Source organism: Mongoliitalea lutea, assembly GCF_014652135.1.
Taxonomy (GTDB): Bacteria; Bacteroidota; Bacteroidia; order Cytophagales; family Cyclobacteriaceae; genus Mongoliitalea; species Mongoliitalea lutea.
Window position 1 is genome coordinate 24,503 of record NZ_BMYF01000015.1, and the last position, 24,873, is coordinate 49,375.

The 24,873-nt window shown below is 39.9% G+C and carries 23 protein-coding genes and 1 tRNA gene; 11 read left to right on the forward strand and 13 right to left on the reverse strand.

Annotated features, from left to right (window positions below; translation table 11 throughout):
- Positions 1-21 precede the first annotated feature (21 nt).
- Positions 22-549: a DUF4924 family protein gene (locus IE080_RS12365; protein ID WP_189582901.1), complete on the reverse strand. Its 528-nt coding sequence runs from the start codon at positions 547-549 to the stop codon at positions 22-24.
- Between the two features lie 97 nt (positions 550-646).
- Here IE080_RS12365 and lepA point away from each other — a divergent pair, with 97 nt between their 5' ends.
- The 5 genes from lepA (at position 647) to IE080_RS12390 (ending at position 5,060) form a co-directional block, all read left to right on the forward strand.
- On the forward strand, positions 647-2,440 hold the full coding sequence (lepA, locus tag IE080_RS12370; RefSeq protein ID WP_189583114.1) for a translation elongation factor 4: 1,794 nt from the start codon (positions 647-649) through the stop codon (positions 2,438-2,440).
- A 147-nt stretch (positions 2,441-2,587) separates the two neighbouring features.
- Positions 2,588-2,980, forward strand: a complete 393-nt coding sequence (locus IE080_RS12375) for a four helix bundle protein (protein WP_189582904.1) — start codon at positions 2,588-2,590, stop codon at positions 2,978-2,980.
- Between the two features lie 214 nt (positions 2,981-3,194).
- Positions 3,195-4,079 carry a bifunctional 5,10-methylenetetrahydrofolate dehydrogenase/5,10-methenyltetrahydrofolate cyclohydrolase gene (locus IE080_RS12380; RefSeq protein ID WP_189582907.1) on the forward strand — a complete coding sequence of 295 codons (885 nt, stop codon included), beginning with the start codon at positions 3,195-3,197 and terminating at the stop codon, positions 4,077-4,079.
- An 81-nt stretch (positions 4,080-4,160) separates the two neighbouring features.
- Positions 4,161-4,244: transfer RNA gene (locus IE080_RS12385), tRNA-Leu, on the forward strand.
- A gap of 276 nt (positions 4,245-4,520) precedes the next feature.
- Complete coding sequence (locus IE080_RS12390; protein WP_189582910.1) at positions 4,521-5,060, forward strand: DsrE family protein; 540 nt, start codon at positions 4,521-4,523, stop codon at positions 5,058-5,060.
- Here IE080_RS12390 and rnhB read toward each other — a convergent pair.
- The 4 genes from rnhB to IE080_RS12410 all read right to left on the reverse strand — a co-directional run bounded on the left by rnhB (position 5,057) and on the right by IE080_RS12410 (position 10,396).
- Entirely contained in the window at positions 5,057-5,653 is a 597-nt protein-coding gene (rnhB, locus tag IE080_RS12395; protein WP_189582912.1) for a ribonuclease HII, read from the reverse strand. The genes IE080_RS12390 and rnhB overlap by 4 nt on opposite strands.
- Positions 5,628-8,303, reverse strand: a complete 2,676-nt coding sequence (locus IE080_RS12400) for an MGH1-like glycoside hydrolase domain-containing protein (protein WP_189582914.1) — start codon at positions 8,301-8,303, stop codon at positions 5,628-5,630. The genes rnhB and IE080_RS12400 overlap by 26 nt, the downstream gene beginning before the upstream one ends.
- Positions 8,304-8,437: 134 nt before the next feature.
- Positions 8,438-9,526: a glycosyltransferase family protein gene (locus tag IE080_RS12405; RefSeq protein WP_189582916.1), complete on the reverse strand. Its 1,089-nt coding sequence runs from the start codon at positions 9,524-9,526 to the stop codon at positions 8,438-8,440.
- A 6-nt stretch (positions 9,527-9,532) separates the two neighbouring features.
- Positions 9,533-10,396, reverse strand: coding sequence for a UDP-2,3-diacylglucosamine diphosphatase (locus IE080_RS12410; RefSeq protein WP_189582918.1), 864 nt, complete (start codon positions 10,394-10,396; stop codon positions 9,533-9,535).
- A gap of 225 nt (positions 10,397-10,621) precedes the next feature.
- On the opposite strand from IE080_RS12410, the gene IE080_RS12415 reads away from it, so the two are divergent.
- Entirely contained in the window at positions 10,622-11,077 is a 456-nt protein-coding gene (locus IE080_RS12415) for a hypothetical protein (protein WP_189582920.1), read from the forward strand.
- Here IE080_RS12415 and IE080_RS12420 read toward each other — a convergent pair whose 3' ends face one another.
- Together IE080_RS12420 and IE080_RS12425 are read right to left on the reverse strand one after the other, a co-directional pair.
- Positions 11,078-12,421, reverse strand: coding sequence for a sensor histidine kinase (locus IE080_RS12420; protein ID WP_189582923.1), 1,344 nt, complete (start codon positions 12,419-12,421; stop codon positions 11,078-11,080).
- Entirely contained in the window at positions 12,411-13,793 is a 1,383-nt protein-coding gene (locus IE080_RS12425; RefSeq protein WP_189583117.1) for a sigma-54-dependent transcriptional regulator, read from the reverse strand. The genes IE080_RS12420 and IE080_RS12425 overlap by 11 nt, the downstream gene beginning before the upstream one ends.
- A gap of 216 nt (positions 13,794-14,009) precedes the next feature.
- Here IE080_RS12425 and IE080_RS12430 point away from each other — a divergent pair, with 216 nt between their 5' ends.
- A complete protein-coding gene (locus IE080_RS12430; RefSeq protein ID WP_189582926.1) occupies positions 14,010-14,438 on the forward strand; it encodes an FKBP-type peptidyl-prolyl cis-trans isomerase in 429 nt (142 codons plus the stop codon).
- Positions 14,439-14,471: 33 nt separating this feature from the next.
- Here the strand turns inward: IE080_RS12430 and IE080_RS12435 are convergent, their stop codons facing one another.
- From IE080_RS12435 to rsfS, 4 genes are all read right to left on the reverse strand, one after another.
- Positions 14,472-15,311 (reverse strand): hypothetical protein, encoded by an 840-nt coding sequence (locus IE080_RS12435; protein ID WP_229800622.1) that lies wholly within the window; start codon positions 15,309-15,311, stop codon positions 14,472-14,474.
- On the reverse strand, positions 15,308-16,069 hold the full coding sequence (locus IE080_RS12440) for a UDP-2,3-diacylglucosamine diphosphatase (RefSeq protein ID WP_189582930.1): 762 nt from the start codon (positions 16,067-16,069) through the stop codon (positions 15,308-15,310). Before IE080_RS12440 ends, IE080_RS12435 begins: the two co-directional genes overlap by 4 nt.
- Positions 16,070-16,165: 96 nt before the next feature.
- Positions 16,166-18,220 (reverse strand): ATP-dependent zinc metalloprotease FtsH, encoded by a 2,055-nt coding sequence (ftsH, locus tag IE080_RS12445; protein ID WP_189582933.1) that lies wholly within the window; start codon positions 18,218-18,220, stop codon positions 16,166-16,168.
- Between the two features lie 52 nt (positions 18,221-18,272).
- A complete protein-coding gene (gene rsfS / locus IE080_RS12450) occupies positions 18,273-18,632 on the reverse strand; it encodes a ribosome silencing factor (protein ID WP_189582936.1) in 360 nt (119 codons plus the stop codon).
- Positions 18,633-18,720: 88 nt separating this feature from the next.
- Between rsfS and IE080_RS12455 the strand changes: the two genes are divergently transcribed.
- Together IE080_RS12455 and ahcY are read left to right on the forward strand one after the other, a co-directional pair.
- On the forward strand, positions 18,721-19,479 hold the full coding sequence (locus tag IE080_RS12455) for a biotin--[acetyl-CoA-carboxylase] ligase (protein ID WP_189582939.1): 759 nt from the start codon (positions 18,721-18,723) through the stop codon (positions 19,477-19,479).
- Positions 19,480-19,551: 72 nt separating this feature from the next.
- A complete protein-coding gene (gene ahcY / locus IE080_RS12460) occupies positions 19,552-20,871 on the forward strand; it encodes an adenosylhomocysteinase (RefSeq protein WP_189582942.1) in 1,320 nt (439 codons plus the stop codon).
- A 53-nt stretch (positions 20,872-20,924) separates the two neighbouring features.
- Here the strand turns inward: ahcY and IE080_RS12465 are convergent, their stop codons facing one another.
- Complete coding sequence (locus IE080_RS12465) at positions 20,925-21,740, reverse strand: hypothetical protein (RefSeq protein WP_189582945.1); 816 nt, start codon at positions 21,738-21,740, stop codon at positions 20,925-20,927.
- A gap of 128 nt (positions 21,741-21,868) precedes the next feature.
- Between IE080_RS12465 and IE080_RS12470 the strand changes: the two genes are divergently transcribed.
- The gene (locus IE080_RS12470) at positions 21,869-22,741 is read left to right on the forward strand and encodes an SDR family oxidoreductase (protein ID WP_189582947.1); all 873 of its coding nucleotides are present in this window, start codon (positions 21,869-21,871) and stop codon (positions 22,739-22,741) included.
- 107 nt (positions 22,742-22,848) lie between these two features.
- Here IE080_RS12470 and IE080_RS12475 read toward each other — a convergent pair whose 3' ends face one another.
- A complete protein-coding gene (locus tag IE080_RS12475) occupies positions 22,849-23,802 on the reverse strand; it encodes a sodium-dependent bicarbonate transport family permease (RefSeq protein WP_189582950.1) in 954 nt (317 codons plus the stop codon).
- Positions 23,803-23,935: 133 nt separating this feature from the next.
- Between IE080_RS12475 and IE080_RS12480 the strand changes: the two genes are divergently transcribed.
- Entirely contained in the window at positions 23,936-24,862 is a 927-nt protein-coding gene (locus IE080_RS12480; RefSeq protein WP_189582953.1) for a LysR family transcriptional regulator, read from the forward strand.
- Positions 24,863-24,873: the final 11 nt, after the last annotated feature.

Consider the following 24,873-nt stretch of genomic DNA (forward strand, 5'->3'; position numbering starts at 1 on the left):
ACCTTGGAGATATGTGTATAACTAGTTCTTTGAATGCATATACACCTCATTCAAATAACTCAGTAATCCACCAAAGGACTCTGTGGCTTCTAAGATTTCAGAGGGTATTTCCCTTCCTTGAAGACGGGCCAATAAGCGCCCATAAATGGCGTTGAAGAACAACTGTACTTCATGTGAAATCTCATCAGCCCCTTCTTCCAGCATCATATGCAAGACATGAGGCTTTGCCAGTTGGTAGTGCTCAAAGTAGCTTTTATCGGTTTTCAGTAAGGACCAATGAAGCCGAGCCAATTCATCGACAATGGCTTGTACTGCTTGTAAGTGTCCTTTTTGAGTGATCTTTTCCTCTTGCATTTGAGTCGCCAAGTCAGCAAACCAAGTTACTGTTTCCTTTTTTTCTACTAATTCAACGGGATAGTGACTGACTACATACTGCTCAATGTCTTCTAATACAAAATTAAATGCACGTAATAAATCCTCCATTTGATACATGTAAATGATGTATTCACCAATGTTTTGTTGCTGCTTCTTTTCTGCGATGCTTTTCATAGGGAAATCGATTGAGGATGCAAAGAAAATAAAATTCTGTCTGCTATAGTTTTAATTCCCAAAATTGCCACATTTTTATCTATTTTTGCGTTCTGATATGACTATGCAAAAGACGAGAAATTTCTGTATTATCGCCCATATTGATCATGGGAAGAGTACGTTGGCAGATCGCTTACTACAATTTACGAATACTGTAAGCGACAGAGAGATGCAAGATCAGTTGTTGGACAACATGGATCTGGAGCGAGAGCGGGGAATTACCATTAAATCCCACGCCATACAGATGAAGTATAACTACAAAGGGGAGGAATATACCCTCAACTTGATTGACACACCGGGGCACGTGGATTTTTCTTATGAGGTTTCCCGGTCAATTGCTGCCTGCGAAGGCGCCTTGTTGATTGTGGATGCTTCTCAAGGGATTGAAGCCCAGACAATTTCTAACTTATACTTGGCCATTGGTCAGGATTTGGAAATTATTCCGGTTTTGAATAAAATCGATTTGCCTGGAGCTGACCCAGAAGTAGTTGCTGATGAAGTGATTGACTTGATTGGTTGTGATAGAGAAGATATCATCTTGGCTTCTGGTAAAGAAGGATTGGGTATTGAAGATATCTTGAATGCAGTTGTAGAGCGGATTCCTGCTCCTAAAGGGGAGGTTGACGCTCCTTTGCAGGCGATGATTTTTGATTCGGTTTACAATCCTTTCAGAGGAGTAGAGGTTATCTTCCGAATTTTTAATGGTACCATCAACAAAGGTGACAAAATCAAGTTTGTGAACACCGGTAAGGAATATGACGCCGATGAAATTGGTATCTTAGGTATCAACCAAATTCCGCAACAAACACTTGCAGCAGGAAATGTTGGGTATCTGATCTCCGGAATTAAAGTCGCTAAAGAAGTAAAAGTAGGGGATACCATCACACATGTGAAGAACCCTTGTCAAACAGCCATCAAAGGTTTTGAGAACGTAAAACCAATGGTATTTGCAGGTATTTATCCTGTGGATACTACGGAGTTTGAAGAATTGAGAGCATCCATGGAGAAACTCCAGTTGAATGATGCCTCCTTAGTTTGGGAACCTGAAACATCTGCTGCTTTGGGCTTTGGTTTCCGTTGTGGGTTCTTAGGAATGTTGCACATGGAAATTATTCAAGAGCGATTGGAGCGTGAGTTTGATATGACTGTTATTACCACAGTTCCATCTGTTCAGTTTAGAGCTTTGATGAATAATGGTGAGTACAAAACTATCAATGCTCCTTCTGATATGCCTGATCCAAACTTGTTCAAACATATTGAAGAACCGTTTGTGAAGGCTACGATCATCACCGCGGCTGAATATGTAGGTCCTGTGATCCAATTGTGCATGGAGAAAAGAGGACAAATCAAGAATCAGGTTTATTTGACTTCTGAGCGTGTTGAACTTTCTTTTGATATGCCTTTGGCTGAGATTGTATTCGATTTCTTTGATAAGTTGAAGACCATTTCCAGAGGATACGCATCCTTGGATTATGAGTTGATCGGTGCTCAAGCTTCTCATATGGTGCGCCTGGATGTGATGTTGAACGGGGAAGTAGTGGATGCACTTTCGGCAATTGTTCATAGAGACAAAGCCTACGAATGGGGCAAAAGGCTGTGTGAAAAGCTGAAAGAATTGGTTCCGAGACAAATGTTTGAGATTGCTATCCAAGCAGCAATCGGTACCAAAATCATTGCCCGAGAGACAGTGAAAGCTCTACGTAAAAACGTATTGGCCAAGTGTTATGGTGGTGATATCTCCCGTAAGCGTAAACTCCTTGAGAAGCAGAAAAAAGGTAAAAAACGTATGCGCCAGGTCGGAAACGTAGAAGTGCCGCAAGAGGCATTTATGGCTGTATTGAAACTTGATTAGATTGGTCTACTTTAGATGCATCTGCCTATCGAAATTCTAAATTCAGCGTTCATCATTCGGAGTTAAAATGTCGAATGATGAACGTCAAATTTCGAATAATGAAGTTTAAAACCACCTTTAAACAAACGTTTTCGAACTATAAAAATAATGTCGAAAGAATATAATCTTGAAGAAAGACTGATTGATTATGCTGTGTCGATCATTCATTTGTCAGATTCCTTGCCAAAAACCAAAGCAGGAGGGCATTTAGGAGGGCAATTGTTAAGATCGGGTACTTCTCCCGCTTTGAATTATGGTGAAGCTCAAAGCAGTGAGTCAAGAAAAGATTTTATTCATAAGTTTAGAGTGATTTTAAAAGAATTAAGGGAGTCTTTAATTTGTATAAAAATCATTCGTAAGTCTAAGTTAGCATGTGATAACCAAACGCTTAACTTCTTGTTTAAAGAGTCAAATGAGTTAATAGCTATATTTGTTAAAAGTTTAGAAACAGCCCAAAAAAATCAATTCAAATTAAAATTCAGAGTATTTAATGACTCTTAACAGTGAAACCGTAGCACTTGACAACCAGTCACTGTTCACTACTAACTATTCACTAATAACTAATCACTGCTAACTACTAACTGTTCACTAATCAATAATCACTAATCAACTAATCACTAATCAACTAATCACTAATCAACTAATCACTAATCACTAATCAACTAATCACTAATCAACTAATCACTAATCACAAGTAATCTAACCCCCTCTCACTATGCCTACTCTTATTGACGGAAAAAAAATCTCGGAAGAAATCAAATCAGAAATTGCTGCACGGGTACAGGAAATTGTATCAGAAGGTGTGAAAAAGCCACATTTGGCAGCGATATTGGTGGGAAATGATGGGGCGAGTCAAACCTATGTGGGAGCGAAAGTGAAGGCTTGTGAACAAGTTGGTTTTGACTCTACACTAGTACGTTTGGAAGAAACTGTTTCAGAAGAAGAACTTTTAAAGGTAGTAGAGGATATTAATCAAAATCCTGAAATTGACGGGTTGATCGTGCAGTTGCCACTCCCAAAGCACATTTCTGTTGAAAAGGTTACCAACAAAATTAAGCCTGAGAAAGATGTAGATGGATTTACTCCTGCTAATGTGGGTAGGATGACCTTGGGATGGCCTGCCTATGTTGCTGCTACACCTTATGGAATTGTGGAGTTGCTGAAGCGTTATCAAATTGAAACTTCTGGAAAGCATTGTGTAGTGATTGGTAGAAGTCATATTGTAGGTTCTCCCATGAGTATCTTGATGGCAAGAAATGAGTATCCGGGAAACTGTACAGTAACTTTGACACACAGTAGGACAAAGAACTTACCTGAGATAGCCAAAACAGCTGATATACTGATTGTGGCTTTGGGTAAGCCTGAGTTTGTGACTGCTGATATGGTCAAAGAAGGTGCAGTGGTGATCGATGTAGGGATTCACCGCATTGATGATGCTAGTAAGAAGTCGGGATTCCGTTTGATTGGAGATGTCAAGTTTGATGAGGTTTCCCAAAAAGCATCAGCCATTACTCCTGTTCCAGGAGGTGTAGGTCCAATGACAATCGCTTCTTTATTGTATAACACCCTATTGGCTGCGGAAGGAAAAGTCTATTCTTAATGAACTTGCAGATTTCTCGCAAAATCCTTTCAATAGATTTGCAGGGATACACTTTGATTTCTACTTTTGCAGACCTTACAAGCGCACGTGGTGAAATTGGTAGACACGCTACTTTGAGGGGGTAGTGCCCGTTCGGGTGTGGAAGTTCGAGTCTTCTCGTGCGCACAAAGCTCTGTTTTCAGAGCTTTTTTTATGATAAATACTTTTAATTGTTTTAGTAATATTTAGTTTTCTGGATTTTTATGCAAGAGAAAAATATTTTCAATCACATTTAACATTTCGGTCTTTTAGTAAAAAAAATATTGATTATTTGGGCTATGTTTTAATCTTGTGCTTTTCTTCTTCAAGTTTATGATTCATAACTAAACGGATTTTGCAAATCTAAAAATAGAGGTTTGAGGAAGCGCTGATTTTTTCTAGATTGGAAAAAAATCATCAGCTATGAAAATCATCGGATCCATATTCTTCCTTTTTATTTGCTTTAAAACCAGTTTATTTGCCCAGCATATAGGTTTGGATCCGATAGTTCCTGGATTCGGTATGGTTTTTCAAATTCCAGAGGCTACTGAAGTTCCTGATCCTGATCAAGAGTTCAAAATCATCATTGATTTGGTATCGGCTGCGGATAATCCATTACAAGTTAATCGAATGGTGGATAATATTGCCCGCATGCTGAATTTACATGGGGTAGGAGGGGTAAAGAAAGAACAACTAAACGTAAAAGTGGCTGTACATGGTGGGGCCATCTACAGTATTCTGAACAATGCCTATTATCAGAAGTTGTATGGTGTCGATAATCCCAACCTATCTACCTATGAAGCATTGAAGCAGGCAGGTGTGGAATTTTCTATCTGCGGACAGTCTCTCATCGCAAGAGGTATGGAGCCTAGCGACATGTGGCAAGGGGCAGAGATGGCACTTTCTATGTTGACTACCTTGACCAAATATGTACCTCAGGGCTATATGTTGATGCGTTTTTAAAAGAGTGGTAGCTGTTCGGGTAAATGTTTAAAACTTTTTCTGTGCCAAGGTGTCAGGCCGAGTGAGCGGATACCTGCACGATGTTTGGGAGTTGGATAACCCGCATTGTTTTCCCAATCATAGCCCGGGAATTCTTTAGCCAAATCAACCATGAGATTGTCCCGGTACACCTTTGCCAATATGGAAGCAGCAGCAATGCTTGCATACATAGCATCCCCTTTTATAATGCAAGCAAAAGGAATGTCTAGGGTAGTTTTAAAACGGTTTCCATCGATCAGTAAAAATTCAGGCTTTGAATCAAGGCTAGAAATAGCTCGATTCATGGCTAGAAAAGATGCATTCAAAATATTGATGCTATCTATTTCAGCAACGGAAGCTTCGGCCACTGACCAGGCTATGGCCTCTGTCTTGATTTCAGATACTAAGTCTTCCCGATTACGCTTACTGAGCTTTTTGGAATCATTGATAAATTCATTGGCGTAATCCATGGGGAGAATTACCGCTGCGGCCACGACAGGACCGCTTAGGCATCCTCTACCCACTTCATCACAGCCGGCCTCTATCCTGTTAGAGTCTAAAAATGGTTTCAGCATTTTCCTCTTCCTTCTTCTTATCTGATTTGTAATATTTATGAATCATTTCTGCGACCAAGCCTGTCCAACCCGTTTGATGAGATGCTCCCAAACCCGTACCGTTGTCACCGTGGAAGTACTCATAGAACAGGATGTAATCTTTGAAATGTTGATCCTCTTGGAATTTTTTGTGCTTCCCATAGACGGGTCTGTGCCCTTCCTCGTTTCTTTCAAAGATTTTTATACAACGAAGGGAAAGCTCCCGGGCAATCAAATCCATGGTCAAGTACTTTCCTGAGCCTGTTGGATATTCAATCGAAAACTCTCCCCCATAATAATGGTCAAATTTTCTAAGGGATTCTATAATCAAATGGTTGATCGGAAACCATATCGGGCCCCTCCAATTACTATTACCGCCAAACATTAAAGTATCTGATTCCCCTGGAGTATATCTGACAGTTTGAATATCTTTATTGATCCTGAGGGAAAACGGGTGCTTTTCGTGGTATTTAGACATGGACCGTACGCCATAATCACTCAAAAACTCCTCAGTATCCAGCATTTTGTTCAAAATACTCTTCATGCGATGTCCTCGGAGCAAGGCAAATAAACGTCGTTTTTCTTGTCCAGGCTGAATCCAACTGGAAACAAGAGATGCGAGTTTTGGTTTTTCCTTAAGGAAAAATTCCAGTCTCTTCTTAAAGTCAGGCAAGTCATCAAATAAATCAATGCGAATTGATTCCACTGCGAAAAGTGGTATAATCCCTACAATTGACTTGAGTTTCATGACCTTCGGTTCTTTTCCTGGCAAATGAAACAAGTCAAAGAAAAACTGCTCCTCATCATCCCAAAGGCTAATACTTTCCCCAGAGATGTTGTTCATAGCACCAGCTATGTGTAGAAAGTGCTCCAAAAACTTAATGGAGGAGTATTGGTAGGTCTTATTGAATTCGCATAGGTCCAATGATATCCTTAGCATATTCAAACTGAACATAGCCATCCATGATGTGGCGTCCGCTTGCTCTAATTTGCCTCCAAACTTATCTGCATGACTCCTATCGATCACTGATATATTATCCAACCCTAGGAAACCGCCTTGGAAAATATTCTTTCCATCGGAGTCTTTTTGGTTGACCCACCAGGTGAAATTGATCATTAATTTGTGGAAGCAGCGCTCCAAAAACTCAAAATCACCTTTCCCATCATTCATTTTTTTATCGATATGAAAAACTCGTGATACCGCATAAGCATGTACAGGGGGATTCACATCGGAGAAATTCCATTCATAGGCTGGGATTTGTCCATTGGGATGCAAATACCAGTCATTGAGGAATAAAGTCAATTGATTTTTAGCAAAATCTGGATCTATTCTTGAAATGGGAATGCAATGAAAAGCAGAATCCCATACTGCATACCAAGGGTACTCCCATTTGTCAGGCATGGAGATGATGTCATAATTATGCATATGCCTCCAGCTGGTGTTTCTGCCTTTTTTACGCTCTTTCGGAGGGGAATATCTTCCAGGATCTCCTTCTAGCCATCGTTCTACATTGTAATAGTAAAATTGTTTTCCCCACATCATACCTGCAAACGCCTGTCGTTGGATCAATTGATGATCTTCCAATTTTACTCTTGACTGGATTTCCCCATAAAAGGCATCTGCTTCCTTTATCCGATCTTGTAGTATTCGTTCGCAATCCTCTATGCAATGTGCTTGTTTTTGATGGGTCATGCGGAATTTTACACGAACACTGCCACCCGCAGGAATCATCAAACGGTAAATGGCTGCTGCCTTGGTTCCATAATCCTTTGGATTCAAATGCTGCACATAGCCTTTGACTACGTAATCATTGATGGCATCCTTGAGGTATTTTTTTTCATTAGGGATATTGTAGAGACGCATGCGGTTAGTCTCATTATCGCAAAACTTGAATTCCGGCTCTCCCTCAAAAGTAAAAAAGTAATTCCCACTCTTCGGATTAAAGGCTTTTAACTCTGTGTCACTTTGTTTGGAAATCTTAGGCATAAAAGGTTCATGTCCTGTAAACCAAGTCTTCCTAAACCAAATAGTAGGCATTACCACTAGTGGGGCATCTTGTGCCCCCCTGTTATGGATAGTGGCAAAAAAGGAAATGTCTTCCGTATCTTCTTTGGCATATTCTAGAAAAATATCGAAATATTCATCCTGATCGAATATACCCGTGTCCATCAACTCAAACTCGGGGTCTAATTTTCCCCGTTTGGCATTTACTTCATACAATTTTTTGTAGGGGAATTCATTTTGAGGATACTTGTACAGCATCTTCATGTAGCTATGGGTAGGAGTAGAGTCCAAGTAGTAGTAGAGTTCTTTGACATCTTCCCCATGATTTCCCTGAGGTCCTGTAAGTCCAAAAAGCCGCTCTTTGATAAATGGATCCTTTCCGTTCCAAAAAGCCCATGCTACACATAAACGTTGCCGATAGTCAGAGACTCCTCCGATACCTTCTTCCCCCCAACGGTAAGCTTTGCTGCGGGCTTCATCGTGGGTGACATTATTCCAAGCATCCCCATTGGGACTGTAATCTTCTCTAACGGTGCCCCACTGTCGTTCAGTCAGGTATGGTCCCCATTTTTTCCAATGCTTAAGTCGTTCTCTGTCTTCTCTAAGCCTTTCTTTTTCTATATTCATGAACGATTATGTGCTAACGTTTGCACGAATTTAACAAAGTTGGGAGGAAATTATGTGAGCACTTGGAGTAATTTCAATAAAATCCAAAAAATATTCAAAAAGTAATAATTAAGGTTTAGCTAATGTGCATGTTACTAATTGGCATAGCTCTCTGTAGATTGGAATACAAGCTTGATAAAGATATCTCTAGATTGAGTTACCCATGAATGTTGGCGCCTATATTGTTTGTTTAGATAGGCTTCTAATGCCTCTAAGTCGAACGAGTCATAGCCTAGCCCCGCTCCCGCAAGCGCTGCATCAATGGCATTGCATTCCTGCTCATATTGTCCTTCCACTGGGATCATTAAAACTGGTTTTTGAAAGTACATTGCCTCACAAATGGACTCAAAACCTGCAGTACTGATATAGGCTTTGCAAGCACTCATTTTTTCTAAAAATAAGCGATCATTGATTGGGTGAAAGACTAAGTTAGGGAGTGCTTGAAAAGATTCGGAGTGGGATTTATTGTCCCAAAAAGCTTCAATTTTAAGGTTGGGATGTGCTTTTGCTTGGATGATTAGTTCATTGGCATAGCCTTGATTGACCATATAGGCCAAGATGAACTCTCCTTCCTCTGGCAGTAGTTCAAATAATTGTTTCCGAAGTAAAGGTGGCAGTACGGTCAATTTCGGATTCTTGGATTGTTTCAATGATCGAAATGATAGTGCCAGCCATTTTTCTGCTCCTATAGCCGTCAGGTGAGTATTAACTTTGAAAAGCAATTTTTGAATGGGTTTTCCTTTAGCAAATGGAAATGATTCATGTGCAATCAGGTATTGATGGCCAATTACCCAATATCTCTGATTGGGTCTGTACACAAGTTGATGAAGGCCGCCCAATAGTTCGTAAAAATTGAGGATTACGTCAGGTTGATGCGCTTCAACCAGTTTCTGGATTGTTTTTAGACTTTCAAAAAAAGTGGGGAGTCTTACCAGGTTGCTTAGAATAGTCTGAGTTAGGAGGATTTTTTTCTGTTCTTTGTCACAAACAAAATTTGGGCTTTCAAAAGAGACTATTGGACAGTTTATTCCATTCAAAAAGAAATCGGGTATCTTTCTCCTATGGCTACTACCCACCCCAACTGCAACCAATTCATGTCCCAATTCAGCCAAAATTTCAGCAAAACTTATGGCTTGTGTCATGTGACCTCTGCCTTCTCCTTGGACCAAGAATAAGAACTTCATAGTAGCCTACAGTAGTTTGTTGAAATCTGAATCCTGTGAAAAAGGTTTAAAAGCAACAATTTTATACGCTTCTCTTGGGATTAATTTCGAAGGTGTATCATCTCCCTGCTCTTCAGAAGATTTGCGCTTAAAATCAATTTCATTGTAATAAATCAATTGCCAATTCCCATCATAGTCTTCTGCCAAGGCACTCATCGTTTCCACCCAATCTCCGCTGTTTAGGTATTCTATACCATCAATTTCTCTGTTTTCAGCTTTATGGATGTGTCCACAAATAATCCCATCACAACCTTTGGATTGCGCAAACTTTGCCAGTTCTTCCTCAAAGTTATCGATGTAAGAGACAGCTTTTTTCACTTTTCCTTTCACATATTGGCTGAGAGAATAATAGGGCAGCCCTTTTTTCCTTCTATAATAATTCACCTGCCTATTGAGCCATAGTAAAAAAGTATAACCAATATCGCCAACATAGGCAATCCACCTAAAGTGTGAAGTGACAGAGTCAAAAACATCTCCATGGGTAATGAAATACTTTTTACCACAGCTTTCATAAATCATATCCTGCTGAATTGACAGGTTACCAATGGTCAAAGGGAGGATTTGATCCAAAAAATCATCGTGGTTTCCCCGCAAGTAATATACCTTGGTATTGTCCTGCTCGATCATCTTTAATATCCGATTGAAGAATCTGGTGTGTTTACGCTTCCAAGAACCTGATTTTTTCAATTGCCAACCGTCAATGATATCCCCATTGAGAATGAGATTTTCGCAGGAATACAATTTTAAAAAGCGGGCGATTTCTTTGGCTTTGGAGCCTTTGGTCCCCAGATGTATGTCTGAGACAACGATGGTTTTGAAATGGGTTTTCAATGCTTTTAAGTTTTTATAAAAGTATATCCCCAATATCAACTGATGATGAAAGTAATATTAATGAATAGCTACTATTTTAGGAGTCAGGGAGTTGTTTGTGAACTGGGTGTTATCTACGTGTGAATCCACTGTTTCTTCAAACTTTTTTAAACGAATGTTTGGGTTATTACGTCTTTATTTCAACCTTGTAGCTGAAACTATTAAATATCCATAGAACTGTAAAAAATGAAAGCTTTAAGAGTAGTTGCATTGTTGCTGTTGGTAAGCTGCCTGGCTTGCAGTCAGGATGATAAGGAACCTGAATTTAGTATCTTGGGCTATTGGAATTTGTCCATGCTCGAAAACCCCTTTGAGGTAGCTTCGGCAGATGCTCCTTCTTTTCAAGAACGCTATATTTTTAATGATGACGGTACCTTTATCAAGTTTTCCACCAGGCTTGGAGGAGACTTAAGGAATGGTCAATTACCCTTGCAATCGTTTGGTAAATATGCCTTTATAGATGCTCCTGATGCTTCTTTTCAAGAGCTTTTTCAAGTAGAATTGATTTACGAAACCAACCCCCAAATCGCTGGTTCTTGCCTGCCAGAGATGGAGTTTTTGGTATTTGACAACGCTAGAAAGTTAAAAAACTTGGCTTGGGCGGCCTGCGATGGCCCTGTATTAATTTATACGCGTAAATAATTAGCCGTTAAAAATCAATTTAAAGGTACTTCCTTTTCCAAGCGCTGACTTTACCTGAATATTTCCCTTATGCCTTCGGATGATCTGTTTGGATAGACTTAGGCCAATACCAGAACCTTTTTTCTTGGTGGTGAAGAATGGGATAAAGATTTTTGCTAATGCTTCCTCTTCAATTCCTTTCCCGGTATCAGATATTTCCAGAATGATTTTTCCGTTTTCATCAATAAATGCTTCCAGTCTGAGCACACGTGTGACAGATTCCTCCATGGCCTGAATGGCATTTTGGATCAGATTGATCAATACCTGCTCAATAAGGGTAGGATCTGCAAATAAAATCAACTCTGTTGGCTCTACTCTTTTGATAACTTGGATTTGATGAGCTTCTAGGGTATGTTGAAGAAGGGTTGTCAATTGGTCAAAGAGCAGGGATAGTTGGATGGTCTGGAATTTTGGAGCAGGTATATGTGCCAAATTCCGGAAATCTGATACAAAATTAATCAGGCCTTCGCTCCGTTTTTCAATGGTATTTAAAGCCATTTGATAATCTTCCAGTTCCGAGGTACTTGCTTCTTGGTCATGGTCGAGTTTGGACTCAATATCGGATTTGATCGTAGAGGCCAAGGAAGAAATAGGGGACATACTGTTCATGATTTCATGTGTCAGAACCTTGATAAGTCCTTGCCAAGCTTCCATTTCTTTTTCCTCTAGTTCACTTTGAATGTTTTGCAAGGAAACAAGTTTAAACTTGTTTCCTCGCATCACTAGTTCGATAGCGTACACCGAAAGTTGGAGTATTCCATCCGGATGGGCAATTTTGATCAGTTCAGAGCCTCCTGTGCGTAAGTTACTGATAGCATGATTCAGCTCTTTGTTAATCGCTCCAATTTCACCAATATGATTAAGTTGTTCGATATTTAAGAGCCTTTTGGCGGCGGTATTAATAATCTGAACCTTACCCAAATCATCAAAAGTCATCAATCCAATGCTTAGATGTTGGAATACAGAGCGGAAATATTGGTAATTCGCTTCTTTTTCTGCTTGGTCTTCTTGGAGCTTTGCTAGGATGGCATTAAACTCAATGTGAAGGTCATCAGTCTCAGTACCATCAAATTTGACGGGGTATACATTGGTATAATTGTCCTGCTTAATATTATTCAGGAATAGGCGCACCTTATGAAATGAGCTCTCCGCATATTTTACGAGGAAAATCACCTGTGCCACAACCACGATGATAAATAAAGATATACCAAAGACCCCTGCTCCGTTGGTAATGAACAGGCTTAGAAAAAAGATAGAGGTGGCAAGTAAGACGATCCTACCTAATAAACCGATTTTATAATCCATATTTTTCTAATCTTCGGTAGAGGGATGCACGCGTCAACCCCAATTCTTTGGCGGCTTTGGAAATATTTCCACCATTTTTATCAATCACCTTTTGAATGGTAGTCTTTTCTACCTCATCCAAATTGAAGGTAGCTGAAGTGGCCATGCGCTCATTGACAGGTTTGGCTGAAAGGAAGAAGAAGTCCCGCGCATCCAACTCAGTACCATCTGCCATGATGATGGCACGTTCGATAGCATGCTGCAATTCACGGATATTCCCCGGCCAACTATAGCGCTGCAATAGCTGCATGGCAGATGCTGTAAAACCATCAAACTGCTTTCTGTATTTGTTACAATAGATTTTCAGAAAATGATTGGCCAAAAGTGGAATATCATCTAATCGCTCTCGTAAAGGAGGAAGAAATATTTCCACTGTATTGATCCTGTACAATAAATCCTGACGGAAGGTATTGTCCAAAACCATTTCATGCAATGGCATATTGGTTGCGCAGATTAAGCGTATATCTACAGGGATGGATTTATTGGTTCCGATGCGAGTTACCTCTCTTTTTTGGATGACTGTCAAAAGTTTGGATTGAAGAGGCATACTCAGGTTACCGATTTCATCTAAGAATAGGGAGCCTTTGTCAGCAATTTCAAAACGCCCTGCCCGGTCTTCCTTGGCATCGGTAAATGCTCCACGCTTATGCCCGAATAACTCACTTTCAAACAATGTTTCCGTAATGGCACCCATATCTACTCCCACGAAAATTTCATCTTTTCTCATCGAGCGCTCATGTATAGCACGCGCGATCAATTCTTTCCCTGTTCCATTTTCTCCCAAGATCAAGACATTTGCATCTGTTTGTGCGACTTTATCAATGATAGAAAAAATATTTTTCATAGAAGCAGAGGTCCCTATGATATCCTCGTAAGGTTTCTTTAAATCAGATTGTAACTGCTTTTGCTTTTTAGAAAGTTTATCTACCTGATCGTAACTTTCTTTGAGTCGTGTAGCAGCAGTAAGCGTAGCTAACAATTTCTCGTTTTGCCAAGGCTTCAGTATAAAATCTGTAGCTCCTTCTTTCAATGCCTGTACAGCCATTTCCACATCTCCAAAAGCGGTAATCAAAATAACTACGGCTTGAGGATCAATTTCTTTGATTTTCTTTAACCAAAAAAAACCTTCTTTACCGGAGGTGGTGTCCTCAGTGAAGTTCATGTCCAATAAAATGACATCATAGCTGTTGTTGCTGACCAAGAATGGAATTCTTCGGGGATCTTTTTCTATGCTGACTTCTTTCGCATATTTCTTCAATAGCATCTTAGCAGCGAATAGTAAATCCTCATTGTCATCTATGATAAGAATTTTACCGAGTTGGGGAGCGTCCATAATGTTCATCGTTTGTATTGATTCAATTGCTGTAATGACAAAATAATGCCAAAGACTAAAATCACGGCTTACAGCCCAATATAGGCACTTTTCATGAAAGTTATGTTCGATATCGAACAGTTCTTTCTCAAATGTGTACAGGTTTGCCTTGTTTCCGTACATTTTTTTAGCTTATCATAAATCCTTACCTTTGAGCTTTAACCAATTAAGTATTTTATGTCAATAGCAAGTAAAGGCGATGCTGTCAGTGTACATTACACAGGTAGATTGCAAAATGGGACTGTATTTGATAGCTCTGCTAATAGAGAGCCGTTATCTTTTACATTAGGTGATGGAAATATGATCAAAGGCTTTGATGCAGCAGTTCACGGAATGGAAATCGGACAAGAAATCACGGTGACTATTCCTTCAGTAGAAGCTTATGGAGAAAAAAGAGAGGATATGATGTTGGATATTCCATTGGATCAGGTTCCTCCGCATATCAAACCTGAATTGGGCATGGAGTTATCCCTTCAAAACCAGGCAGGTCAGCCAGTTCCGGTAAAGGTAGTACACATGGATGATGCAAAAATCACCTTGGATGCCAATCATCCTTTGGCGGGTGAAGATTTGATTTTCGATATTACCTTGGTATCAATCGGATAAGATTTGAAAGACCGCTGCCGAGGCGGTCTTTTTTTATTCTTCTGTGATTCCTAGGCTTTGCTGTATGTCATAGATTCGTAGCTGATTGTTACCATAGCAAACCAAGTGTCTAGGTCCCATCATCACGGACATATTTTTGACTTCCTTGGGGAGTAGATAAGATGAGCGTTGGCCTGTTTGGAAATCCATTAATATGAGTTGTTCTCCTTCGGTAAATACTAAGTTATTTTTCCAAAAAGACAGTTTTTGCTCGATTATAGTGTCATGTTTTCTGATGTAATTCCCTTGATTATCAAATATGAAGATGCCTTCGTCTTCGATATTCACAAATAGTAGATTTCCATATTCCCGCATATCGGTAACAAAGAGGGCGGATTCACCTAAAATCAAATTCAAGGGTTGATGTTGGATAATGCGGTTTCTGCGATAATCTAACTGTTTCAGAGATAGGTCGCTTTCATCCAGTATCCAGATGATATTGTTATTGCCTAATGTTGCGACTTTGGCAAGGGAAATGAGCTGCTCGGGAATCCTGTTTTCTGCAATCGGGTTGATAAACCTGTCTAGGATACGATACTCCTGTAAATCAACAGAAAAAGTGAAAATATTCACTGTCCAGAATGCCTCCAAGGTAGACACACGGGCTTGTCGAGGAGGAGAAAAATTATTGATCCATGAAGGTGTACCTGCTTGGTATTGATATAAATTGCCTTCTAAATCCACAACAAAAATAAAGCCTTGATTATCCAAGGAAACCAAATCCATTCTTGGAACTTGAATGACTGAAATAGGCTCCCATACCATATCTTGGGCGTGACTTGGAAGTGAAGACAAGGCAATAAGGAAACAACAGATAACTACAGGGACTCTCAATAGGAATATTTTTTTAATTCGAAGGTTTCACCGTCAAAAACACCGTAGGTGTACTGACTGACCCACTCTCCTAAGTTAATATATTTTCCTGTTTTCCCAACGGGTAGTTCAAGGGGAAGATGCCTGTGTCCAAATACAAAATAGTCAAATGGTTTAGAGGCATACAGCTGCTTGGCATACTGCCAGAGCCATTCATCTTCTCCTTTAAAGTCATTGTCATTTTTGGCCACACTGCTAGCACGGCTATTGGAGCTCCATTTAAGCGCAATCTTAACGCCTATGTCCGGATGAAGCCATTTAAAAAGCCACTTGCAGGCTGGATTTGTGAATACCTTTTTTAAAAGTTTGTATGTGTGGTCTCCTGGACCAAGTCCATCCCCGTGACCTATGAGAAACTGTTTTCCATTAATATCGGCTTCTATTGGATGATGATGTACAGGGATGCCTAATTCTTTGATAAAATAGTCTTTCATCCACAAGTCATGATTTCCTGTAAAAAAACAAACAGGGATGTTTTTATCTCGCAAATCGGCTATTTTTCCAAAAAAGCGAATAAAACCTTTGGGAATTACCGTGTCGTATTCAAACCAGAAGTCGAAAATATCCCCAACAAGGAAAATTGCTGCTGCTTCATTTTCGATCTCATTCAGCCAGCGGATGATTTTTTCTTCCCTTTGTTTACTGGCTTCTGTATTAGGAGCGCCCAAATGAAAGTCGGAGGCAAAAAAAACTTTTTTATGATGTAGATTTATTTTCATGGATTTCTGAGATGGCTCAAATATACACATTCAAGTCATTGAAATAAAAAAGCCCTCACCGAAGTGAAGGCTTTTTTGCACTATAAAGGTGAGTAATTATTTGGTTTCTTCCTCATTAACTGGCTCTGATGGATTTTCTGTAACCTCAGAGGCAGCTTTATCTTGCGCAGCGGCTGCAGCGGCAGCTTCTTTTGCGTCAATCTTCTTAGTGAACGCTTCGTAAGTCGTTTCTTTGCCAAACGGTCTTTTACCAATCAATTTTTCCAAGTCTGTCTGGAATAATATTTCTTTTTCCAAAAGCTCTTTCGCCAAAGTTTCCAATTCAGTTCTTCTACTTGCTAACAACTCTTTGGTACGGTCGTAAGCAGCTGAAATGAGTTTTCTTACCTCGGAATCGATGGTTTCAGCAGTAGTTTCAGAATAGGGCTTCGTCATTCTGTAATCGCTGGATTTGCTATCGTAGAATGAAACGTTACCGATGATGTCATTCATACCATACACAGAAACCATGGAGTAAGCCATCTTGGTCACTCTCTCTAAGTCACTTAGGGCTCCTGTAGAGATTTTTCCAAATACGATCTCTTCCGCAGCTCTACCTCCCAAGGTCATACACATCTCATCCAACAATTGCTCTGTTTGATATAAGAACTGCTCTTTAGGTAAATACTGTGCATATCCTAAGGCTGCGACACCTCTAGGGACGATACTCACCTTTACCAAAGGATCTGCATGCTCCAAAAACCATCCCGCCACAGCGTGACCTGCTTCATGATAGGCAACAATCTTCTTCTCTTCTGGAGAGATAATTTTGTTCTTTTTTTCCAAGCCTCCAATAACCCTATCAACTGCATCTTGAAAGTCTTGCATGTCAACTTCGGATTTATTTCTTCTGGCAGCAATAAGGGCCGCTTCATTACAAACATTGGCAATTTCTGCACCTGCAAATCCTGGGGTCTGGGCAGCTAATTTTTTAGCATCAATGCTTGAATCTATTTTGATTGGTTTTAAGTGAACCTTGAAGATGGCCTCTCTACCAACAATATCTGGTTTATCAATGCTGATTTGTCTATCAAATCTACCCGGTCTCAATAAAGCTGAGTCCAAGACGTCAGGTCTGTTGGTAGCAGCAAGTACGATTACGCCTGTATCTGTACCAAACCCGTCCATTTCCACCAAAAGGGAGTTCAAGGTATTTTCCCGCTCATCATTAGAACCAGGCATTTGACCTTTTCCTCTGGAGCGTCCAATAGCATCAATCTCATCAATAAAGATGATACAAGGAGCCTTTTCTTTCGCTTGTTTGAATAAATCCCGCACTCTGGCAGCACCAACTCCCACAAACATCTCTACGAAATCAGAACCTGATAGGGTAAAGAACGGGACTCCTGCTTCACCAGCGACTGCTTTTGCTAGCAAGGTCTTTCCTGTTCCTGGAGGGCCTACAAGCAATGCTCCTTTGGGTATTTTACCTCCTAGTTTGGTGTATTTTGAAGGGTTTTTCAAAAACTCCACAATTTCTTGGATCTCTTCTTTGGCCTCATCCAAGCCTGCCACATTGTCAAAAGTGATTTTGACTTTGTTTTCAGCATCAAACAGCTGTGCTTTGGATTTTCCAACATTGAAAATCTGACCTCCCGGACCACTTGGACCTGCCATTCTTCTCATCATCAACCAGAAGAATACAAATAATAGAATCAAGAAACCGAAGCTAGAAAACCAATTAGTCCAGTTTTGCTCATTTTTCACACTGTAGCCGATTCGCTGGTCTTCAGGCATGCGGCTTTCCAACTCTTCGAAGTCAGTAGCAAACTTTTCTGCTGTAGGTACTTCTATAGAATAGTGGGGGCCCAAAGGATTAAAGAACGGGCTGCTCGTATCAAGTTCAGTGCTGTATTTTTGGTTTTGCAGGGAAGATTCCTTGAGGGAAATGTCTACTCTGTTTTCGTTTCGGATAATTGTTACCTTGGCTACATCATTTGCCAGGTACATCTCTTCAAACTTGCTCTTGGTGATATTGACCACCGTACTACGTTGATTAATAAACGTAATCCCAATCAACACAACAACAGCCGTGATGATCAACCAAAGTTGAAGATTTGGCTTCTGTGGAGGCTTTGGGACGAAACCTTTATTATTTTTATTTTCGCTCATGCTACTGTTATTTGTGCAAACTTTTGATAAAACGATTTTGGGCTGTTAAAGTTCATGAAAAAGACCTTTCAATCCGTGTGATTGTTGCATCTCCCCATAGGTCTTCCAGTCCATAATATTCTCTTTTGTCTTTTAGGAAAACATGGGCAACCACATTTACATAATCGATCAATATCCATTGGCGATTACTTTTTCCTTCTGCTACTGATGGCCATTCTTTATTAGCCTTGAAAACAAACTCCTCTATTGACTCTGAAATAGCTTCCAGTTGTGTATCTGAATTTCCAGAACAAATGACAAAAAAGTCTGTAAACGCGTTTTTTACTCCTCTCAAGTCCATCAATACGATATTGCTGGCCTTTTTTTCTTCCATTCCCTGAATAATTACCTTGCTCAGCTCTTCTGCTGTCATAATTTAAAGTTTAACTTTGCTCTTTGATTAGCGATATTTAACCAAGCGATAAATATAGCCTGAATCCTATATAATTTAACTACTATTGATGTATAAAATCCTTGCCAATACAGTTTTTTTAGGGAAAGAAATCATTTATCTGACAGAGTGTCACTCTACCAATGAATATGCCCAACAACTACTAAGACAAAAGGAAGCGGGTGAGGGCATGATAATATTCACGGACAAGCAAACAAAAGGGAAAGGGCAACGAGGTAATCGATGGTGGACAGAACCTGGAATGAACCTCACATTTTCCTTGATTTTGGAGCCAAAATTCTTGCGATCTAATCAACAATTTGACCTAAATATGGTCGTTTGTTTGTCCATTTGGGAGGTGCTGAATCAATATGATCCAAATTTTGTCATCAAATGGCCAAATGATATTTTGCATAAAACGCATGGTAAAATCGCAGGAGTTTTGATAGAGAACTCTTTACAGAGCCAATGGATGGAATCTTCGATTGTGGGTATTGGGCTAAATGTGAATCAGGATATGCAAATTATTCCCAGAGCACTTTCTTTGTTTAATCTCACAGGTGAGACCTATGATCTTTGGGTAATCTTAGAAAAACTGGTCCAACGCATCGAATGGAATTACATCCGCTTGAAGCGGGGAGAAATCAGATTGCTTCGAAATAGTTATCTGAAAAATTTATTGAACTATCAGCAGAGACAACTGTTTTCAGATGGAGAGGTATTTGAAGGGGTGATTATCGGAGTAGGGGAGGATGGTAAACTCTTGGTAGACAAGGGGGGGAGTATTCGTTCGTATGGATTTAAAGAAATTCAGTACATCGGTTTGTAGCTTTCGTTTATAAATAAAAATGCGTAGTTTTGCGCTTTAATTTTGAAAATCAATTCATTAATCAAAAAATATATGTCTGAAATTAAATCTGACAAATTCATTCAGTACAAAGTGAAGGATATTTCACTTGCAGAGTGGGGAAGAAAAGAAATTACCTTGGCAGAAGCAGAAATGCCAGGATTGATGGCTTTGAGAGCGGAATATGGTCCATCTCAGCCATTGAAAGGTGCTAGAATTGCAGGATGCCTTCACATGACTATCCAAACAGCTGTTTTGATAGAGACCTTAGTAGCATTAGGTGCTGAGGTTACTTGGTCTTCTTGCAATATTTTTTCTACACAGGACCACGCAGCAGCAGCCATTGCAGCGGCTGGGATTTCTGTGTATGCTTGGAAAGGGATGACAGCTGAGGAATTTGACTGGTGTATTGAGCAGACCATTTTCTTTGGTGAAGACAGACAACCATTAAATATGATTTTGGATGATGGTGGGGACCTTACCAATATGGTGTTGGATAACTACCCTGAACTAGTGGCTGGTATCAAAGGTCTTTCGGAAGAAACCACCACAGGTGTACATAGATTATATGAGCGTATGAAAAATGGTACGCTTCCTATGCCTGCTATCAATGTAAATGATTCTGTTACCAAATCTAAGTTTGATAACAAATATGGTTGTAAGGAGTCATTGGTAGATGCTATCAGAAGAGCTACCGATGTGATGATGGCTGGTAAAGTAGCCGTAGTGGCAGGTTATGGTGACGTAGGAAAAGGTTCTGCTGCTTCCTTGAGAGGTGCAGGTGCTCGAGTAATCGTGACTGAAATCGATCCAATCTGTGCTTTGCAGGCTGCTATGGACGGTTTTGCTGTGAAGAAAATGGTGGATGCTGTGAAAGAAGCTGACATCGTAGTAACAGCCACCGGAAATAAAGACATCATCTCTGAGGTTCACTTCAGAGCTATGAAGGACAAGGCAATCGTATGTAATATCGGTCATTTTGACAATGAAATCGATATGGCTTGGTTGAACAAGAATTATGGCCATACTAAAGATGTTATCAAGCCACAGGTTGATTTGTATGAAATTGATGGTAAACAAATCATCGTGTTGGCAGAAGGCCGTTTGGTGAACTTAGGTTGTGCTACCGGTCACCCATCTTTTGTGATGTCCAATAGTTTCACTAACCAAACTTTGGCTCAGTTGGAGCTGTGGATGAACACGGATAAATATGAGCCGGGAGTGTATGTGTTGCCTAAACACTTGGATGAAAAAGTAGCGGCATTACACTTGTCTAAACTAGGAGTAGAATTAGATATCTTGTCTGACGATCAGGCAGCGTATATTGGTGTGACTCCTGAAGGACCATTTAAGCCAGAATATTACAGATATTAATCTGTTATGTATAAATAAAGGCCTTGGAAGTGATTTCAAGGCCTTTTTTATTGCTATAAACTGAAGACCAGGACTCTCCCGTCAGAAAGAGCCAAATTGGCTCGGCCCACACAAGTTTCTACAAACTCAAAGACCATAGTATGGTTGACAGCAGGGCTGTTTTGACCTCTCGAAATGGTCCAACGCTCTACCCCTTGCTGAGACAAAATATGACCTGCCTGCAAACAGCTTACTGAGTATTGTCTCGGGGTAGTTTGCTCCATACTGAAGTTTCTGCCAACGGTATTGATACCTGTCAATTGGCCAATACTCGTAAATCCCATTAATTGCCTGTTACTTAATTGTAACTGATGGGAAAAAGTACCCGAAATCCGTGAACTGGAACCACGTGCATTGGTCAATTGTACGCTTTCAAAGTTTTCCATTATGCTATTTGGACTTCCATTTCTTGCCGTTAGAAATGTTCGTTCTCCATTCAATGTTAGGTTTTTGAAGGAATAATTTTCATAACTCAGGACTTTACGCGACTCAGTGAGCGTATTTCTAACAAAATCTATGACAATCGTTCCTTTTCTGTCAAGCTTCCTACTTTCACAGGCAGGATTAGCTTCAAAAGTCAATTGCACTTGACTTGCTTCTAGGTCAACAGAAAGTTTAGGGCAGCCGGGCAAAGGTAAACTGTCTCTTTGAGCTACTCTATAGTCTTCCAACGTCAATAGGGCAAAATATAAACTTTCTTCAAAAGCTAATGAGATATTGAAAAGTTCGGTTCCCTCTACTTGTAAGTCGGTACTCAGCCTACGCTCTACATCAGAATCACAGGCCCAAAAGGTGATAAGTCCAACCAACAGGATACTAAGTTTTTTCATAATGCTTGAAATGATTGTAAAGCTAGATTCTTTTTGATGATTTTGAAAATGGAAAAAAAGTATGCATGCATACTTTTTTTTGAGTAACTGAATTTCTATCTTCAACGACGAAATAACCTACATACGATATGATACATACAGAAGGCATGCTGAAAGACGGTGCATTAAAAGGCAAGAACATACTCATTACTGGGGGTGGAACTGGTTTAGGGAAGTCCATGGGAATATATTTTTCCAAACTTGGTGCCAATTTGATCATTACGAGTCGCAAACTAGATGTGTTGCAGGCTACCGCCAATGAAATTGAGCAACTGACAGGAGGAAAAGTACTGCCTATTGCTTGTGATGTCCGTGACATTGATCAGGTTGAGGCATTATTTGATGAAGCAGATTCCATGTTTGGTAAAATAGATGTTGTCCTTAATAATGCAGCAGGAAACTTTATCAGTCCCACCGAAAGACTTTCTTCCAATGCTTTCAATACGGTCATTGATATTGTTTTGAAGGGAACTTCCAATGTGACGCTTACTGCTGGAAAACGTTGGATTGCGGCTAAACAAAAAGGTACATTTTTGAATATTGTGACTACCTATGCATGGACAGGTTCCGGTTATGTGGTTCCTTCGGCTGCTGCTAAGGCAGGTGTTTTAGCGATGACTCGCTCCTTAGCCGTGGAATGGGCCAAATATGGTATCCGCAGCAATGCAATCGCACCAGGACCATTTCCTACGGAAGGTGCTTGGAGTAGATTGCTACCGGGAGATTTGGTGAAAAAATTTGATCCGGCAAAGAAAGTACCTGTGGGTAGAGTGGGAGAACATCAGGAATTAGCCAATTTGGCTGCCTATCTGGTTTCTGATTTTTCTGCGTATGTCAATGGGGAAGTGGTGACAATTGATGGAGGTGAATGGTTGATGGGAGCAGGAGAATTCAATAATCTAGATTTGATACCGCAGGAAATGTGGGATATGTTGGAGGCATCTCGCGGAAAAAAGGGATGAGCCCCAAGGTCCTTTGGGGCTATCTAAAAGCCAAATGGAAGATTAGAAATTTGTAGTCATTTGTCCTCAGAACTGTATTTCAAAAGATTGTTCTGAGGACAGTTTTTTTATAGGCTAGCTACCCAATAGTAAAGGGGTAAGCCAATGGTGATATTCAATGGAAAAGTTACGGCCAAAGCCATTGGCAGGAAAATTCCTGGATTGGCCTTTGGTACGGCAATTTTCATGGCTGCTGGCACAGCAATGTAAGATGCTGAAGCCGCCAAAATAGCAAACATGAAACGATCACCTGTGCTGGATGTTACAAGCTGGCTTGCAAAAGCGACAATGACTCCATTTACTAAAGGTACAATAATTGCAAAGAAGGTAGTGAATTTACCAGAAGCAATAAAGTCCTTTAGTTTTCTTCCGCTAGTAATCCCCATATCTAGTAGGAAAATCGCCAAAAAACCTTTGAATAGATCAGTTGTGAACGGCTCGATTCCTCGGGCTTCTTGCTCACTGGCTAATAAACCAATCACTAAACTTCCAAGGATCAACAAGACCGAACCATTCGTAAATGCGTGTCCTGCCACATGTTTTAGTTTGGTGTTACTGCCTTCTCCGTATTTTCTAATCAATAAAACTCCCAGAATGATCGCTGGTGCTTCCATCAAGGCCATGATGGCTACCATGTAACCGCTGAAGGTTTGCTGCTGGATTTCCAAAAAAGAAACTGCTGTCACAAACGTAACTGCGGAAACAGAACCATAGGCTGCTGCTATAGCTCCAGCATTTTCAACACTAAATCTTTTCTTAAGAAGAAAAAACGTGTAAAGTGGAATCAATAAAGCTGTTACAATACCAAATAATACCGCCCAGATAATGGACATGCTGAATTCACTGTGTGCTAATTCCTGTCCTCCCTTAAATCCAATGGCAAATAGGAGATACAAGGAGATGAACTTAGATGAGTTGGGCGGGATTTCAAGGTCGCTTTTTACCCGGACTGCAATGATACCTAAAACGAAGAACAGAAACGCCGGATTCGTGAAATTGTCAATTAATAATTGAAGATCCATAGGTTTATTAGAGATATGAGGTACGCAAATCTTTCTTGTCTAAAAATTTTAGTCAAGAAACTTTTCGCAAGTTAAGTATGTATAATACATATATTTTTATTTATCCAAGAAAAATCTATCATAACAAACGCTTATGAATTACACGTTGCATCAGTTACAGATATTTATGAAAGTTGTACAACGCGAAAGCATTACAAAAGCAGCGGAGGATTTGCATCTTTCTCAACCAGCTGTTTCTGTGCAACTTAAGAATTTTCAGGATCAATTTGAAATTCCATTGACCGAGGTCGTCGGGAGAAAGTTATATGTGACAGATTTTGGAAAGGAGATTGCTGATTATGCCCAAAAAATTTTAGAGCAAATTGATGTGATTCAATCCCGTACAGCTGTATACAAAGGAAGATTGGCGGGAAAATTGAAAATATCGGTCGTATCTACCGGGAAATATGTGATTCCGTATTTTTTATCAGAGTTTTTACGAAGAAATCCTGATGTAGATTTGAAATTGGATGTGACTAATAAGGCAATGGTGATCAATAGTTTGGATGACAACGAGATCGATTTTGCCTTGGTCTCCATATTACCGGAAGCTTTTCAGGTAGAGCGTGTCCCTTTGATGGAAAACAACTTATACTTGGTCGCAGGTAAAGATTTTCAGTTGAGTACCGGTACTTTAGACCCACATATGCTGGAAAAAATGGTATTGATATTCCGGGAAGCAGGTTCTGGAACGCGGCTAGTGATGGAGCGCTTTTTAAAAGATCATGATATTCATGTGCAGAGAAAGTTGGAACTGACTTCTAATGAAGCTGTCAAACAAGCAGTTTTAGCAGGCTTGGGTTGCTCGATTATGCCTTTGATTGGTATTAAGAATGAATTAAGAAATGGAGATTTGAAAATCATCCCTGTCAAAGGTTTGCCAATTGTAACTGATTGGCATTTGATTCATTTGAAGAATAAGCGATTTTCCCCTGTAGCATTAGCCTTTTTGGATTTTATCATCCAAAATAAGGAGCAAATCATTGATGAGCATTTTCAGTGGTATAGACATTTCAAATAATTGACGGTATC

Excerpts from the sequence above, each read along its gene's own strand:
- IE080_RS12470 (WP_189582947.1), top strand. The coding sequence starts at position 21,869 with ATGATACATACAGAAGGCATGCTGAAAGACGGTGCATTAAAAGGCAAG.
- ahcY (WP_189582942.1), top strand. The coding sequence starts at position 19,552 with ATGTCTGAAATTAAATCTGACAAATTCATTCAGTACAAAGTGAAGGAT.
- IE080_RS12375 (WP_189582904.1), top strand. The coding sequence starts at position 2,588 with ATGTCGAAAGAATATAATCTTGAAGAAAGACTGATTGATTATGCTGTG.
- IE080_RS12475 (WP_189582950.1), bottom strand. The coding sequence starts at position 23,802 with ATGGATCTTCAATTATTAATTGACAATTTCACGAATCCGGCGTTTCTG.
- IE080_RS12400 (WP_189582914.1), bottom strand. The coding sequence starts at position 8,303 with ATGAATATAGAAAAAGAAAGGCTTAGAGAAGACAGAGAACGACTTAAG.
- IE080_RS12465 (WP_189582945.1), bottom strand. The coding sequence starts at position 21,740 with ATGAAAAAACTTAGTATCCTGTTGGTTGGACTTATCACCTTTTGGGCC.
- IE080_RS12425 (WP_189583117.1), bottom strand. The coding sequence starts at position 13,793 with ATGGACGCTCCCCAACTCGGTAAAATTCTTATCATAGATGACAATGAG.
- IE080_RS12430 (WP_189582926.1), top strand. The coding sequence starts at position 14,010 with ATGTCAATAGCAAGTAAAGGCGATGCTGTCAGTGTACATTACACAGGT.
- IE080_RS12365 (WP_189582901.1), bottom strand. The coding sequence starts at position 549 with ATGAAAAGCATCGCAGAAAAGAAGCAGCAACAAAACATTGGTGAATAC.
- rnhB (WP_189582912.1), bottom strand. The coding sequence starts at position 5,653 with ATGCTGAAACCATTTTTAGACTCTAACAGGATAGAGGCCGGCTGTGAT.
- ftsH (WP_189582933.1), bottom strand. The coding sequence starts at position 18,220 with ATGAGCGAAAATAAAAATAATAAAGGTTTCGTCCCAAAGCCTCCACAG.
- IE080_RS12415 (WP_189582920.1), top strand. The coding sequence starts at position 10,622 with ATGAAAGCTTTAAGAGTAGTTGCATTGTTGCTGTTGGTAAGCTGCCTG.
- IE080_RS12405 (WP_189582916.1), bottom strand. The coding sequence starts at position 9,526 with ATGAAGTTCTTATTCTTGGTCCAAGGAGAAGGCAGAGGTCACATGACA.
- IE080_RS12480 (WP_189582953.1), top strand. The coding sequence starts at position 23,936 with ATGAATTACACGTTGCATCAGTTACAGATATTTATGAAAGTTGTACAA.
- IE080_RS12380 (WP_189582907.1), top strand. The coding sequence starts at position 3,195 with ATGCCTACTCTTATTGACGGAAAAAAAATCTCGGAAGAAATCAAATCA.
- rsfS (WP_189582936.1), bottom strand. The coding sequence starts at position 18,632 with ATGACAGCAGAAGAGCTGAGCAAGGTAATTATTCAGGGAATGGAAGAA.
- IE080_RS12440 (WP_189582930.1), bottom strand. The coding sequence starts at position 16,069 with ATGAAAATAAATCTACATCATAAAAAAGTTTTTTTTGCCTCCGACTTT.
- lepA (WP_189583114.1), top strand. The coding sequence starts at position 647 with ATGACTATGCAAAAGACGAGAAATTTCTGTATTATCGCCCATATTGAT.
- IE080_RS12390 (WP_189582910.1), top strand. The coding sequence starts at position 4,521 with ATGAAAATCATCGGATCCATATTCTTCCTTTTTATTTGCTTTAAAACC.
- IE080_RS12455 (WP_189582939.1), top strand. The coding sequence starts at position 18,721 with ATGTATAAAATCCTTGCCAATACAGTTTTTTTAGGGAAAGAAATCATT.
- IE080_RS12420 (WP_189582923.1), bottom strand. The coding sequence starts at position 12,421 with ATGGATTATAAAATCGGTTTATTAGGTAGGATCGTCTTACTTGCCACC.